This is a genomic window from Alistipes timonensis JC136, from assembly GCF_900107675.1.
GTDB classification, from domain to species: Bacteria; Bacteroidota; Bacteroidia; order Bacteroidales; family Rikenellaceae; genus Alistipes; species Alistipes timonensis.
Map to the genome: position 1 here is coordinate 225,045 of NZ_FNRI01000004.1, position 15,548 is coordinate 240,592.

Sequence of the window (15,548 nt, forward strand, 5' to 3'; positions counted from 1 at the left end):
AATGAGACACAATAAGAATTTCAACCACCTCGGCCGTCAGGCGGGACACCGCAAGGCGATGCTTTCGAACATGGCATCGTCGCTGATCATGCACAAGCGCATCGAGACCACCGTTGCAAAGGCAAAGGCCGTACGGCAGTTCGTGGAGCCTCTGGTGACCAAGTCGAAAGAGGACACGACCCACTCGCGCCGTGTAGTATTCTCGTACCTGAAACAAAAGGAGGCCGTTACGGAACTGTTCCGCACGATCGCCCCGAAGATCGCCGAGCGTCCGGGCGGTTACACCCGCATCCTGAAGACCGGTTTCCGTCTGGGCGACGCTGCCGACATGTGCATCATCGAGTTCGTCGACTTCAACGAGGCTTATACGCTGGGCATCGCTCCGGCAGCCGCTTCGGAGGCGAAACCCAAGACGCGCCGTTCGCGCAAGCCCGCAGCGGCGAAGAAGACCGACGCTGTCGAGGAGGCTACCGTTGTCGAAGGCGGTGAGGCCAAGAAGGCCGCAGCGCCCAAGAAGGCGGCTGCCCCGAAGAAGCCTGCAGCTCCGAAAGCCGCTTCGGCCAAGGTTGCCGCTCCGAAGGTTGCCAAGAAGACCAACGTAGGCAAGAAAATGTAACATTTCGATGATTGCGGCACTCCTGCCGTACATCGCTCGAATCCCCGAACGGGACGTACTTCGGTACTGCCCGTCCGGGGATTTTTCACGAAGCACGACATTTGCACCTCACGGATCGAAAATCAACTCCGATTTGAAAGGCATCTTTTGTCCGCCCATACCTGCCCCGGATAAAATCCGGGGCAAATTGCGTTATGGTCGAATATGATCCGGCCGACCGCTCCGGAAGCTGGATTTGTGGGACGGACCGTAAAACAGGAGCCTTTTTCGATCGGCAGTACTAAAAATGAAAAATCACTTTTTTTGGGTATCCGCCCGATTTTGCTATTACGAATTAATATTATATCTTTGTCACGACCTCTCCGGGCCGGATACTTGCCCGGAGTTTATAAAATTCAACTGAATTCCGATCTGCCGGAGCCGTTTCTCCGGTGGGTAGAAACGCTCCGAATCTATGAAATTGCGACACCTGTTGCTGCTGTTGTCTGTGCTGATTTCCCCCCCCCTCCTGCTTGCACAGAATAGCGCTTCCAAACCCGGCCGGATAATAACCGGCAATGTCAAAAACGAGAAAGGCGAGTTCATTGTCGGCGCCTCGGTCTATGTGAAATCGACGCCCCGGATCGGTACTGCGACGGATGCCAAAGGCGAATTCCGACTGCAGGGCATTCCGTCGGGCTCACAGACCATCGTCTTCACCTTTATCGGCATGATCCCTTTCGAGGTGGAGTATGCCAATCAGCGGGATATGCAGGTCGTGCTCAAGGAGGACGCCACGCAGGTCAATGAAGTGGTGGTGACGGGTATCTACAGCCGCGACAAGAACAGTTTCGCCGGTTCGGCGAAGACCTACACGGGCAAAGAGCTGCGGGCCATCGGAACGAAGAACGTCTTTCAGAGTCTCAAAACCCTCGAACCCGCTTTGACGCTTGTCGAGAACCGCGCTTTCGGTTCCGACCCCAACCGGTTGCCCGATCTGGAAATCCGCGGCAAGACCAGTTTGGTGGGTGATCTCACCACCGAGTACGACAACACGGCCAATCAACCGCTCTTCATTCTCGACGGTATCGAGGTGGAGATCGCCCAGATTCAAAACCTGAGTATGGATCGTATCGGCAGCGTCACGGTGCTCAAGGATGCCGCTTCAGCCGCCATCTATGGTTCGAAAGCCTCCAACGGTGTGATTGTCGTCGAGACGGTCAAGCCCGAACCGGGGCAGTTGCGCATCTCCTATACGGCCGACCTGCGGTTCGAGTTCCCCGACCTTTCGGACTACAACCTGATGAATGCCGGTGAAAAGCTCCGCTATGAAGTGTTGGCCGGACGCTACGTCGGCGAGGACCAGGATCAGCTCGATGCGCTTTACAACTCGCGGTTGGCCGAGGTGATGCGCGGTGTGGATACCTACTGGCTTTCGGTCCCCCTGCGCTCGGTGCTGAACCATTCGCACAGCGTCTATATCGACGGCGGCAGCGAGGCCATGCTCTACGGCGTGGGGCTGAATTACAGCGATCAGAAAGGTATCATGAAGGGCTCTGAAAAAGGGGTCACCGGCGGCAACATCAACCTCGTCTACCGTACCGACAAGCTGATCTTTTCGAACGACTTCAGTTTCGATTTCGTGAAGAGCGAACGCGAGCCCGTCTCCTTTTCGACCTTTGCTCAGGCCAATCCCTATTACCGCAAGTACAACGAAGACGGGGAAATCCCGGAGTTCCTGGAGCCTTATTCCGTGGCGCAGGAGTTCATCTACAACCCCCTCTATCAGCTCCGCAAGGTGGTCAACTCCGACGTGACGAAGGATCTCGGACTGCGTAATAATTTCACGGTCATCTGGCGTCCCGTGACCTCGCTGCAGGTCCGCGGGCGTCTTGCCCTGAACAAAACGATCTCTGAGCGTGAAGCGTTCAAGTCGCCCGCACACTCCGATTTCAACGGCTCGACCTCCAAGGGCTCCTACACGACGGAAAAGACCGACATGATGAGCTACAACGGTGATCTCACCGTCACCTACGGCCGGCTTTTCGGTCATCACCAGATCAATGCCGTCGGTGGCTGGAATTTCAGTTCGCGCACGCAGAAGAATACCGGCTATGAGATTTTCGGATTCACGAGCGACCTGCACCAGAACCCCTCGTTCTCCGAGGGTTTCCAGCAGGGCGACAAACCGAGCTACACCGACCGTATCAGCCGCAGTACGAGTTTCTACCTCAATGGCAACTACTCCTACCGCAACCGCTACCTGTTCGATGCCAGCCTGCGTATGGACGGGTCGTCGGTTTTCGGTTCGGAGAACCTTTTTACGACGACGTGGGCCGTGGGCGTGGGATGGAACATCCACAACGAGGCGTGGTGCAAAGCCAAGTGGCTCGACCTGCTGAAACTGCGGTTCTCGATCGGTAACCCCGGAAACCAGAATTTCGATGCTTACACGGCTTCGGGAACCTACATTTACAACTCCGCTTACCAGAACCTCTTCGGGACCAGCGCGATCCTCGAGAAGTTCGGCAACCCGAATCTCAAATGGCAGAAAACCATCGACAAGAACCTCGGTCTCGATGTCGACATCTTCGACCGCGTGAAGTTCTCCGTGGATTTTTACCACAAGAATACCGACCCGCTGCTGGCTCAGATCCCCGTGCCTCCGTCGCTGGGTACGACGCGCATCTACACCAATTTCGGCGGTCAGATTTCGAAGGGCTTTTCGGGCAGTCTCAATGTGGTGGTCATGAAACGGCAGTACTTGCGCTGGAGCGTGAACGCCTCGTTCAGTCAAAACAACTCGGAGTATCGCAACATCGGTGATAAGCTCGACTTTATGAACGAGAAGGGCAGCGCCACGACCTTCAAGCGTTATTACGACGGCGCCAGCCCCGATGACATCTGGGCTGTGCGTTCGCACGGCATCGACCCCTCTTCGGGGCGCGAGGTCTTCATCCGCAAGGACGGCCGCTATACGTTCAAATACGACGCCAACGACGAGGTGGTGGTCGGCTCGTCGGCTCCCACCCTGGAGGGCGTCATCGGAACCTCGGTCTACTACAAAGGCTTTTCGGCCAGTGTCAACCTGCGTTACAGCTTCGGGGCCGATGTTTTCGCTTCGGCGCTCTACAACAAGGTGGAGAACATCTCCGAAACGGCGCTCTACTACAACCTCGACCGGCGCGCGCTGAGCGACCGCTGGCAGAAACCCGGCGACAGGGCCCGTTTCAAGGCCATCAGCATTGACGATACTACGCCCATGTCCTCGCGCTTCGTGCTCCGGGAGAACTACATCGCCGGGGAATCAATCACCATCGGTTACGAAACCTCGGCCCGCTGGCTGCATGTCGTCGGCGTCAAAGGCGCTTCGTTCCGCTTCTATATGAACGATATCTTCCGCCTGGCTTCTTTCAAAGAAGAGCGGGGTACGGACTATCCCTTTTCGAAAAGTTTCTCACTCTCGATCAGCCTGCGTTTCTGATTCGAACCCCGAAAAACCGGATGCTTATGAAAATTATCAAACTATATCTTCTGCTGGCGCTGGTGTTGCCGCTGGGCGGCTGCAAGGGCTGGCTGACGATCGATTCGTCGGACCGTATCATGGAAAACACCCTGTTCGAAACCGAGGAGGGATTTTTCACGGCGCTCAACGGTGTTTATGCCGAGCTGCCGCAGTCGGATCTCTACGGCAAGTCGCTCGCGGCCGTGACGTTCGACGTGCAGGCTCAGTATTTCGACACCACGCAGCCCTCGACCCACACCTTCAACACGCTGGGCGCCTATTCCGCCGAGGCTCGTAAAACGGCTGTTGCCGGGATATGGGACAAAGCCTATTTCGTCATCGCCAACGTCAACAAGATACTCGAACACTGCGAGAGCGAACGCGATGTGCTTTCCGACCGTGCCTACCACATCATCCGCGGCGAGATGCTGGGCATGCGTGCGTTGCTGCACTTCGAGATGCTGCGCATCTTCGGGCCTATTTTCGCGGAGGCTCCCGTCCGCGTTTCGATTCCTTACCGCACGAGCAGCGAACTGACTGTCACACCGTTGCTGCCGGCCAACGAGGTGGCCGAAAAGATCGACCGGGACTTCACCGACGGACTCGCCGAACTTGCGGAGTGGGACCCCGTGCGCACCGAAGGCCGGCTGAACGGCTCGGCGACCGGTTCGGTGCGTTACCGGAGCCGGCACCTGCGGCTCAACTATTTTGCCCTGAAAGCCCTGCGGGCGCGTCTGGCCATTTACGTCGGCGACCGGAAGCTGGCCGGACAACTGGCCGGGGAGGTGATCGACGAGGCCGGGGCGTTCTTCCCCTTTGCCTCGCGCGAGGATGTGACCGGGCAGACCGCCGTCGGTGTGGCTACGCAGAATTCCGAGGACCGCATCTTCTCGTCGGAGGCGCTCTTTTCGGCGGTCAACTCGAAACGCACGAGCGACATTCACGACAAGTTCTTCTCGAACAAGCTCGAACAGGTCAACCTGCTCACGATGAATGATCTGGCCGTGCATAACCTCTACGATTCGGAGAGCGACCTGCGGACCTATCAGTGGCAGACGCTCAAGAATACCGAGGGCGTGGATCAGCGGTTTTTCGTCAAATACGGCCAGGTGCAGGACATGGAGCTGGGCTATGCTTCGATGGTTCCCGTCATCCGCATGTCCGAAATCTACCTGATCGCCGCCGAGTGCGAGGACTCCAAGAAGACGGCTTATGAGTGGCTCAATGCGCTCCGTTCGGCTCGTAAGGCGACCTCGCTGCCTGCAACGGGAACGCTGGACAATGACCTGACGGGAGAGTATATCCGCGAGTTCGTCGGCGAAGGACAGCTCTTTTGGTACTACAAACGCCTGCGCAAGACTTCGATCCGGAAAATCTACAGTAACAACGGCGGCTATTTGGAATTCGATCCGGCGAATTACCTCTTTGCGTTGCCCGAGAAGGAACAGGAGCACCATAAATAGCGATCGACATGAAAAATTACAGATACGGACTGATTACGACGTTTGCAGCCGCAGCCCTCGGACTTGGGGCCTGCGACGAATCCATCCGGACCTATGACGGCCGGACGGGCGTCTATTTCGCCATGCTGCAGTCGGGCAGCGACGAGGAAAATCCCCGCTATACGGCCGATTCGAGCGTTCCGTTTGCGTTGTTGCCCAGCGGGACCGATGAGCAAACCCTGCAATTGCGGGTCAAGGTCATTGGGGCGGTGGCTGACTATCCGCGTGTCTTTGCTTACCACACCGTTGCTGACCGGACCACGGCTGAGGAGGGGCGCGACTATGAGCTGCCCGAAGGCGACTGCGTCGTCGAAGCAGGGGAGGTTTATGGCTACATTCCGATCCGTTTCTTCCGCCGGGCTTCACTCGACGGAAAGGAGTTGACGCTCACGCTCGAACTGCTTCCCAACGAGCAGTTCGACCTGCCGCTGAGCGAATGGCTCCCGGTGACCGGGACCGAGACCGAAGGCACGGACATCCTGCGCCATACCGTTACGGTGAGTGACAAGTATGTGCGGCTCGAGGGGTGGTCGGACCAGTTTTACGGGACCTATTCGGACAAGAAGATCAAACTCATGTGCAGCGTCTTCGATCTGACGCTCGCCGATTTCCAGCCGGACGCCTTGTCGTATATCGAGCGCAAGGTGCTGGGACAGAATTTCCGCCGGTACCTCGACGAGGAGGAGCTCGCCGGGCGGACCGTCTATGAAGATTACCTCGACGGGGAAGGCAATCCCGTCAAAATGGAATCCGGGCCGGATTCGGCCAAATAATGATTCAGAGTCTATGAAAAAGAGCTGTTTGTTTGCGGCGTCCGCCCTCCTTCTGCTGCTGGGCGGCTGCTACGGCGACAAGGGGAATTACGATTACCGCGATATCAACGAGATCGTCATCGGGGCCCGGGGGTTCGAGGGCGTGGAATATAAATTGCGTTCGGGCATCGACGAACTGAAAATCAGCCCCCACATCACGGCGTCGCAGGACCCGGAACTCACGGGGACTTACGAATACGAGTGGGTGGTCGTCGGCCGGGTCCGCAATCCGGGTGAGCGCACCACGATCGCCCGGACGCGCGACCTGGACTATGCCGTGAATCTGCCCAGCGACGACTATTCGCTGTTGCTGCGCATCACGGACCCCGGCACGGGGCTGATGTTCAGCCGCAGTACCGAGATTTCGGTCAGCACGGCCTATACGCGCGGCTGGCTGGTCGCTGCGGAGGACGAGGCGGGCGGCACCGTCGTAGACATGGTGTCGATCAGCCGCGATACGCTGCTCCAGCGTGATGTGGTTAAGGACGATACCCGTCACAAGAATCCCCTGCGCATCTGGTGCGACAACGATGAGTACACCTCGCTGGCGCATGGCCGTATCTACCTCTCGACTGGGGAGGGGAGTTTTCTCTATGACCGCGAATCGTTCGGCACGGACGACTACACCGTGATGCGGAACTATTTCGCCAATCCCCAATACCTGACGGAAACCGCCGCTTCGGACATGATCCAGATCGACGACAAATTCCGTGTCTTCCTGGTCGATGGCTACGCTTATGTGTACAGCATTTCGTCGATCAATACGGGCTATTTCGGCAATCCGGTCAACCGCTATGCCGAGAGTTACGACTACGTGCGCATCGGCGACAGGATGGCCTACAACCTGAGCGGCGGCGCCGGTGCCGGATCTATCACTACCGTCATGCTCTATAACGACGACGATAAGCGTTTCTGCTACCTGATGCGCAACAACGAAACCCTGCGCAACGCCACCGACACCGAATCGGACCTTGCGCTGTTTCCCTGGCGAACCGGGTTGGATTATGTGACGACCGTCAATTCGCGATTTCTTTCGGGGCAGTCGGCGACGATCCTCCACGACTCCCGGATCGGGAAATACTGGATCTACACCTACGCCTGTCTGCGTTCCGGTCCCAGCAAAGGGGCGCGTTACGAGATCGACGCTTCGGTCCCCGTGGCAGATGCCGCGAACTGGTGCATGACTTCGCAGCACGGCTATATGCTCTACTCGGTGGGCGGGGTGCTCTACGGCTATGATTTCCGCAACGCCCGGAAACCCGTGCAGCTTTTGGATTTTTCGCCCGCGGAGATTACGCAGGTCCACGGCGACATCCACACCGTTTCCGAAGGCAATAAGGACTATGTCTATATCTGCACCTATGAGGCGGGCGTTCCCGACAGCGGCCGCATCCGCAAGTATGCGGTGGCGGATACCGCCGACCGGATCGAACTCCAGGCAGACAAAAACACCGATTGGACGGGATTCCAGCGCATCCGCTCGCTGTGGTTCAAGGAACTGTAATATATACACAACACCCGATAAATATGAATAAACAATTGATTCTGGCTGCTACCGCCGTGCTCCTGGCATGCAGCCCGTTGCATGCGGAGCAGATGTGGCCTTTTTCCAATAAGAAAAAGAAGGCCGCGAAGATGGAAAAAACGGATTCCGTCAAAAAAGAGGACAAATTTGACAAGGCTGTCAAGGGCGCCCAGAAAGGAAGCGGTCTGTTCGACTACTACCTGACGAAAAAGGGCGAGTTGCTGCTGGCCGTCACGCCCCGGAATCTCAAAGCCAACTACCTGCTGGCCAACCGGATCTCGGAGATCAGCCAGAACTCCAATTTCGTGGCCGGACAGATGTTGGGCGATCCGTTCATGATCCGCTTCTCGGCCGACACCTCGAACGTCTACCTCCACAAGGTCAACCACTGGGAGCGCGTGGCTCCGAACGATCCCATCGAAAAGTCGTTCCGCCGCAACGTGCAGGACCCCATCACCCGGACCTTCAAAATCAAAGCTTCCCGCAACGATACGCTGCTGATCGATGTGACCACGTTCTTCGTGTCGAACGACAAGCTGCTCACGCCGATCCGCCAGAGTCCGATGGTTCCGGGCGAGATGAGTGCGACGTACGATGCCTCCGGGTCGAAACTCAAAGAGGTCAAAGTTTTCGAAAAGAACCTCGAGATCACCAGTATCCTCAATTACACCTCCGAGCCGGACGGCTATACGGTGACCGTGCGGCGGTCGATCCTCGAATTGCCCGAGGAGCCGATGAAGGTTCGCTGGCAGGACAACCGCGTGGGCTATTTCAGCTCGAAATATTACACCTACACCTCGTCGAAGGACAAACTGCTGACGCATGAGATGATCCATCGCTGGCGTATCGAACCGAAAGAGGGCGAGTGGGAGAAATATTACCGCGGCGAGCTGGTCGAGCCGGAGCGCAAGATCGTCTTCTACGTCGACAACGCCTTTCCCGACAAGTGGCGCGAGGTGGTGAAGCAGGGCGTCGAGGACTGGAATACGGCTTTCGAAGCCGCCGGTTTCAAAAACGTGATGGAGGCCCGCGACTATCCCGACGATCCGTCGTTCGATCCCGATGACATTCGCTACAACTGCATTCGCTATGCCGTTACCGACGTAGCCAACGCCATGGGACCGAGCTACACCGATCCCCGCACGGGCGAGATCCTGGTGGCCGACGTCATCTGGTACCACAACGTTATTTCGCTGGTGCACAACTGGCGTTTCGCCCAGACGGGAGCCGTCGATCCGCGCGTGCGCAAGCAGGTTTTCGATGACGACGTGATGCGCGAGTCGCTGCGCTACGTGGCCGCTCACGAGGTGGGCCACACGCTGGGTCTGATGCACAACATGGGTGCGAGCTACTCCTTCCCGGTGGACTCGCTGCGCAGTCCGTCGTTCACGCAGAAATACGGCACGACTCCCTCGATCATGGACTATGCGCGCAACAACTATGTCGCCCAGCGCGGCGATTTCGAGCGCGGCGTGCGGATGGTGCCGCCCCTGATCGGTGTTTACGACATCCACGCCATCAACTGGGGCTACCGTATCTTCGAGAAGACGCGCGATGCCGAGGAGGAGCTGCCGCTGCTCAACGACCTGCTGGCCGCGAAGCGCGACGATCCGATGTACGAGTTCGGCGCACAGCAGATTTTCCTGACGCTCGACCCCACCGACCAGTCGGAGGACCTGGGCAACGACCATATCAAAGCGGGCAATTACGGTGTCGAGAACTGTAAATACATCATCGCTAACATCTGCGACTGGTTTGCTGAGGAGAACCGCGACTATAAGGATATTCAGTCGATGTACGCCGCTGTGATCGGCCAGTACACACGCTATTTGATGCACGTGATGCCTTATCTGGGCGGCGTGGAGTACAAGGACCTCGTGCAGGACGGACGCCAGCTGCGTGCCCTGAGCTATATCCCCGCTGAACGGCAGAAGCAAGCCATGAAATGGCTGGTCGATCAGGTGCTTACGGCACGTGCGTGGCTGCTGCCCCAGGAGTTGATGGACAAACTGGGCCAGCCCTCCACGATCCTCGACAACGCCACCTCGGGCATTGCCGGCAAGATTTTCAGCCCTGCGACCCTGGGCAGCATCTATCAGGGCGAGCGCTCGGGCCAGAAAGGTATCTACCGCGTGGACACTTACCTGAGCGATGCCTACAACACGGTCTTCGCATCGGCTGTCCGGGGCGGTTCGCTGACCATCGAAGAGATGAATCTGCAGGGCGCCGCCGTAGCCGCACTGCTCAAAAACAGCGGCCTGACGGGCCCTTCGGGTACGGCGCTCCAACTGGGCAAGGGACTCACGGACGACGGGACCGACCTGTTGGTGCGCATGGCCGACGAGGCACTGCCTCCGTTTGTCTGCAACCATCCCGAATGCCGCCACGACCACGCTTCGGCCGGAGAAATCTCCTATTACCGTCACGACATGAAGGGGCCTTCGCTCTCGGCACAGGTCGGACAACCGCTCTATACGGCTACGCTGCGCCGGGTGCTGAACCTCTATAAGCAGCGCCGGAGTTCGGGCGATGCCCGCACGCGTGATTTCTACGAATACCAGATCTTGAAGATCGAGGCGGCGTTCGACAACGTGAAATAATTTGTTATTCTATCAATATTTAATATTCGTTAGGTTATGAAAAAGGTAAAATTCCTGATCCCGGCGTTCGCACTGGTTGCGTTGACATTTGCCGGATGTTCCGATGACGACGGGGGCGACGACCAGCCCGTTGTGACCAAACTTGCGCTGGCTGATCCCGCACAGGCTGCGCTGACCTTCGTGGCGACCTCCCCCGAGGCGCAGGTCATTGCGCTCGACACCGACGCTTCGACGGTCACCGTCGAGCAGGTGTTGGCCGAGGGCGAATCGAAGGCCGAGTGGTGCGTGGTGACGATCCAGAGCGCCTCCCAGATCAAAGTGGCTCCCGCAAACAATCTGACCACTGCGGTGCGTACGGCCAAATATCGCATTTCGGCCGGAACGGTAACTCCCGTTGAATTTACCGTGACGCAGGATTTCCCCGAACCGGTGGATGCAACCCTGTCGATCGACCTGGAGGGAGAATATGGTTATTTCTTTACCGCTCCTGCAGCGGGCGGGGATGTAACCGTAACCACGGTAACCACCAATGCGCACCTTTGGACCGCCGAGCTCGACCCCGGCTATGGCGACGAACCCTATTGCACACTCAAAACCGCTTCGGGTGGCAGCGGGGATGCTCTGGTAGTCACTTTCCTGCCCAATACGCAGGGTATGATGCAGAGCGGCGCTTCCGTGACTGTCTCGGCAGGCAATGCGGAACCCATTACGATCTACATTAGTCAGGATGCGCCTTTGGCAACATCGGTTACAATCTATGATGCTGATTGGGCAAATGTGCTGACGTCGCCCTATGGGGTCAATTTTGCTAAGGATGAGTTCAGCTCTGCGAAAAAGCAGGAGTTCGGTGTCGAAGCGAACGGAGAGTGCTCGGTGAAGGTGGTTGCTGTAGGAACTGAGACCGAGGTGACTGACGCCTGGATAGAATCTTACTATGGTAGGGGAGCATGGGTGATTTATGCCGTCTCGGAGAACAAGACCGGTGCAGAACGCAAATTGGATGTGATCCTGGTGGGAGAGAATGACAAGGAGTTGTTCCGTATGAAAGTGACGCAGGCCGGAGTATAAGCACCCCGTACCTGAAAGTAGGCGGGGGCGGTCGTATCGAACGACCGCCCCCGCTTTGCGTTTGTCTGCTTTACAGGAAGAGCAGGAACAGTATCGGCACGGCAATACCCGCTGCGAGTTCGATGCCGCCGCGGCCCCGCAGTCCGTTGCGGCCCGGGACCATCACCAGCCCCGTGAGCGTGATGATGAGCAGCGATGCGGCGAACAGGTCGGAAAAACGGGTCCACCACCGGCTGGGATTGTAGTGCAGGCGATTCATCGAACTGATGACAGGCCTTTTTGTCAGTTTTTCGTAGACGGCACGGCCGTTCTGCATATCCACTTCGAGCACGGAGCCTCCGGCTACAAAGACCTTTACCCGATGCTCACCACTGACGTAGTGTTTTGCGTAGCGCGCTTCGGTATCGGCCGTGCGGAGCAGTTCCTCGGCTTGTTCACGACTCGTTTCAGCCGGGGCGGGATAGACGCCCGGCATCTGCAACTCGGTCCGGCGAACCGAGTAGTTGCTGTTGAAGTCGCGTTTGTGGTTCAGCACAATACCCGATACGGCATAGACAACCACTACGCCTGCGAAGAAATAGGAGAGGTCGCGGTGAATGATCCGTGCCCACCGGCGAAACAATGGGCCTCGTTTAGCGCCCGGCTTCGTCGTCGATGGCATGGCAGGCGAAAGTTTCGATGCGGTAAATGCTCCAGTACTCCTTGCCTTCGCGTGCACGGCGGGAGGTGATCGAGTCGCGGAGTTCGCGGATTTGGTCTTTGAGCATCGCTACGGCCTCGGGATTGCCCTTGCCGCCCTCGATGCTGGCGTCAAGGCGCATTTCCCAGTCATCGAGGAACGGCAGCTCGACGCGTTGTTCCGCCACGACACCCTCGACGGCGACCGTGCGGTTGGAGATCATCGGGTCGAATGACTGCATGTGCTCGTCGGCCAATGCTTCGACCATCTGTGTGGTGTCGCTGCCCATCAGGGTAATGTGGGTGCTGCCGTGGCCGCAAGTGCTGACGCAGAGACCTTCCACGCGTACGGTGTCGCCTATTAGCGCATCGGCCGTGGCGAGCAGTTCGTCGACCGTCAGGGTTTCGTTTCCGGCATTGCCGGTGCGGTTGCAGGCCGTTACGGAGAGTGCGGCCAGCAGAAGGATGAAGAGGTGTTTCATTTTTATGAAATCGGTTTTGGCCGGGAGGAGAGGAACCCGGAGGAATCCTCCGCCCGAGCGCAGGTTTAAAATACAAAGATAACGATTTACGGCCGAATGCACAAGTTGGAACCGTAGCTTTTGAGGGCTCGGCCTGTTATTTTCCGGCTATTGGAAATGGTAGAGGAATACGACCGTGGCTTCGAAGGCGTTCTTGGGGCGGTCTTTGATCTCGAGCGACACCCGGATTTCGGTTTTGATGACCCCGCGGAGGTTCGAGATCGACTGCAGGGCGGCGCGCAGCCGGACCTCGTCGTTGACCAGCACAGGCTGGTTGAAACGCAGTTTCTCGATGCCGTAGTTGACCATCATCTTCACGTTGTTCACCTGTACGACCTGCGCCCAAAGGTGGGGAAGGACCGAGAGCGTCAGGTATCCGTGCGCGATGGCGGAGCCGTAGGGACTCTCTCGCCGCGCCCGCTCCGGGTCCACATGGATCCATTGGTGATCGAGGGTCGCATCCGCGAAAAGGTCGATCTGCTCCTGCGTAATTTTCAGGTAGTCCGAAACGCCCAACTCCTCTCCTTCGAGTTGCGCGAATTCTTCGAAATTGTTGATAATCAGTCGGCTCATGTCGAATAGTGTCGTTACGGTACCAAAGATACGAAAAATGTTCGTTCCGCCCGCCCGTGATGCGATATTGAACACTTTTGCGGGCAGTATGAAAAATCCCCGGTCTCGGTGGAGCCGGGGATTCGATGGTGCCGGGGTTACAGATTCACCTCGATTCGGGGATGGTCTTTTTCGGAGTGCCACATGTTCTCGACGGTGAAGCGGAGCGGTTTGTCCCGGCCTACGGTCGTCGTGATGGCTGAGAAAGGTTTGAGCACGACCGGATTCTGTCCCGGGAAGCGGAGGTAGTACTGTACCGAGGTGTTGTTCGTGAGGCTCACTGTACGTTGGCCGTTTTTCGGATCGGTGTAGAGTACCTTCGTTTTGACCGATGCCGCGAAAAGATCTTTCATCAGCTGTTCGTCGCCGGCAATCGTGTCGAACGAATAGGCCAGCGTGCGGTGCGCCTCGATCGCCTCGCGCAATGCCTCGGGCGAGTTGTCACGGGCGAAAATCAGCGTCATGTTGCGGCGGTGGCCCTGTATGCGGTAGGTTTCGGCCGCAGAGTCGTGGATGTCGGTGTTCGCCGAGACGAACAGCTTCCGGGTGTGTGCGCGTGCGATGGCCTTGGGGTAGAACTCCGCGCCGTTCATGATCTCGATGCCGTCGATCAGCCCTTCGCCGTAGGCTTTGACCTCGAATTCGGGGTGCTCGAGGCTCTTGCGCCGCCAGCCCGGGTGGTTGTGCATCACCAGCGCTCCCTGCGCTTTGGCGTTGCGGAGCGATTGCAGGGCGTCGACGTCGTAAAGGGCGTTGTTGTCGGCGGTGAAAAGAGCGTTGTAGTGGCCGTAAGCGAGCGGTTCGCGGGTGATTTCAGCGCCCGGGATGATGGTTATGCCGTATTTCACGGCTGTCTCCTGTGCCAGCCTTACCGGGAGGTTCAGGTCGGTCTGGATGCCCCGTTCGTCGGCCGCTTTCCGGATGACGTTGTTGTTGAAGGCCTCGGTGCCTTCGGGGACGTAGCCTTTCAGGAAGTGCAGCATCTTGCCTTCGTGGCGGCGGTATTCGACGTGATCGGTGATCGCCAACACGTCCAGACCGTCGTACCACGCTTCGCGCACGCGGAACTCGGGCGTGCAGTCGCCGTCCGAATAGATCGTGTGGGTGTGCAGGTCGGCTTTGTAGGCGGTGTAGCCGTTCACCTCGGGCAGCACGAATTCCATACGCTGCGGGGCGATGCGCTCGGTGTGGCGCGTGATGTCGGGATTGTGGGCGTCGGTATAGTAGCCCTGTGCGCTCACGGCGCATGTTGCCGTGAGGGCGATGATGAGAAGCAGCGGTTTTTTCATGGGTTGGTAGTTTTCGGTTGGTATAAAACAAGAGAGGTCCTTAATGAAGGGCCTCTCTCGGTGATTGTTCGCTGTCGCGGAATTACTTCGAGAATCCCTTGCCGATGGCGAGGAAATCCTCGGCTTTGAGGGCTGCACCGCCGATCAGGCCGCCGTCGACATCCTCCTTGGCGAAGATCTCGGCTGCGTTCGAAGGCTTGCACGAACCGCCGTAGAGGATCGCCGTCTCCTGGGCTGCGGCGCCGAACTTGGCGGCCAACACCGTGCGGATGTAGGCGTGAATCTCCTGTGCCTGCTCGGCCGTTGCGGTCTTGCCGGTGCCGATGGCCCATACGGGCTCGTAGGCGATCACCAGCTCCTTATACTGCTCTTCGGTGAGGTTGTAAACCACCTCCTCGATCTGGGCTTTCACCACGTCGAAGTGCTTGCCGGCCTCACGCTCTTCGAGGTTCTCGCCTACGCAGTAGATGGGAACCAGTCCGTTGGCATAAGCCTGCGCCATCTTCTTGTTGAGCGTTGCGGAGGTCTCGCCGTAATACTGGCGGCGCTCCGAGTGGCCGAGGATCACGTACTTGCAACCCAGTGCGGCGATCATCGACGCGGCGATTTCGCCCGTGTAGGCGCCTTTGGCCTCCGTTGCGCAGTCCTGTGCGCCGAGTGCGATGTCCGAACCCTTCAGGGCCTCGGCCACCATCGACAGATGGGTGAACGGCGGGCATACGATGAAGTTCACGCACGAGCAAACCTCTCCGCGGCCTGCTACGACGCCTTTGGCCAGTTCGACACCTTCGGCGGGAAGCGTGTTCATCTTCCAGTTGCCGGCAACAATTTTCTTTCTCAT

12 protein-coding genes are annotated in these 15,548 nt (G+C 58.0%); 7 read left to right on the forward strand and 5 right to left on the reverse strand.

Annotated elements, in window-relative coordinates; genetic code table 11:
- Nucleotide 1 precedes the first annotated feature (1 nt).
- The 7 genes from rplQ (at nt 2) to BLU78_RS07140 (ending at nt 11,607) form a co-directional block, all read left to right on the forward strand.
- A complete protein-coding gene (gene rplQ / locus BLU78_RS07110) occupies nt 2-616 on the forward strand; it encodes a 50S ribosomal protein L17 (protein WP_010262460.1) in 615 nt (204 codons plus the stop codon).
- Between the two features lie 454 nt (nt 617-1,070).
- Complete coding sequence (locus BLU78_RS07115) at nt 1,071-4,079, forward strand: SusC/RagA family TonB-linked outer membrane protein (protein ID WP_026020725.1); 3,009 nt, start codon at nt 1,071-1,073, stop codon at nt 4,077-4,079.
- A 26-nt stretch (nt 4,080-4,105) separates the two neighbouring features.
- A complete protein-coding gene (locus BLU78_RS07120) occupies nt 4,106-5,563 on the forward strand; it encodes a RagB/SusD family nutrient uptake outer membrane protein (RefSeq protein ID WP_010262469.1) in 1,458 nt (485 codons plus the stop codon).
- A gap of 8 nt (nt 5,564-5,571) precedes the next feature.
- A complete protein-coding gene (locus BLU78_RS07125; RefSeq protein ID WP_010262473.1) occupies nt 5,572-6,375 on the forward strand; it encodes a DUF4843 domain-containing protein in 804 nt (267 codons plus the stop codon).
- Between the two features lie 13 nt (nt 6,376-6,388).
- Nucleotides 6,389-7,918 (forward strand): PKD-like family lipoprotein, encoded by a 1,530-nt coding sequence (locus BLU78_RS07130; protein ID WP_010262476.1) that lies wholly within the window; start codon nt 6,389-6,391, stop codon nt 7,916-7,918.
- 23 nt (nt 7,919-7,941) lie between these two features.
- Nucleotides 7,942-10,539 (forward strand): zinc-dependent metalloprotease, encoded by a 2,598-nt coding sequence (locus tag BLU78_RS07135; RefSeq protein ID WP_010262479.1) that lies wholly within the window; start codon nt 7,942-7,944, stop codon nt 10,537-10,539.
- 36 nt (nt 10,540-10,575) lie between these two features.
- Entirely contained in the window at nt 10,576-11,607 is a 1,032-nt protein-coding gene (locus tag BLU78_RS07140) for a BACON domain-containing protein (protein ID WP_010262482.1), read from the forward strand.
- A 70-nt stretch (nt 11,608-11,677) separates the two neighbouring features.
- On the opposite strand, the gene BLU78_RS07145 is transcribed toward BLU78_RS07140, so the two are convergent.
- The 5 genes from BLU78_RS07145 to tpiA all read right to left on the reverse strand — a co-directional run bounded on the left by BLU78_RS07145 (nt 11,678) and on the right by tpiA (nt 15,548).
- Entirely contained in the window at nt 11,678-12,268 is a 591-nt protein-coding gene (locus tag BLU78_RS07145; RefSeq protein ID WP_044106426.1) for a PepSY-associated TM helix domain-containing protein, read from the reverse strand.
- Nucleotides 12,240-12,767, reverse strand: a complete 528-nt coding sequence (locus BLU78_RS07150; RefSeq protein WP_010262488.1) for a hypothetical protein — start codon at nt 12,765-12,767, stop codon at nt 12,240-12,242. The genes BLU78_RS07145 and BLU78_RS07150 overlap by 29 nt, the downstream gene beginning before the upstream one ends.
- 147 nt (nt 12,768-12,914) lie before the next feature.
- Nucleotides 12,915-13,379: a MaoC family dehydratase gene (locus BLU78_RS07155; protein ID WP_010262491.1), complete on the reverse strand. Its 465-nt coding sequence runs from the start codon at nt 13,377-13,379 to the stop codon at nt 12,915-12,917.
- 137 nt (nt 13,380-13,516) lie between these two features.
- Nucleotides 13,517-14,707, reverse strand: coding sequence for a PHP domain-containing protein (locus BLU78_RS07160; protein ID WP_010262495.1), 1,191 nt, complete (start codon nt 14,705-14,707; stop codon nt 13,517-13,519).
- Nucleotides 14,708-14,789: 82 nt separating this feature from the next.
- Nucleotides 14,790-15,548, reverse strand: coding sequence for a triose-phosphate isomerase (gene tpiA / locus BLU78_RS07165; protein WP_010262498.1), 759 nt, complete (start codon nt 15,546-15,548; stop codon nt 14,790-14,792).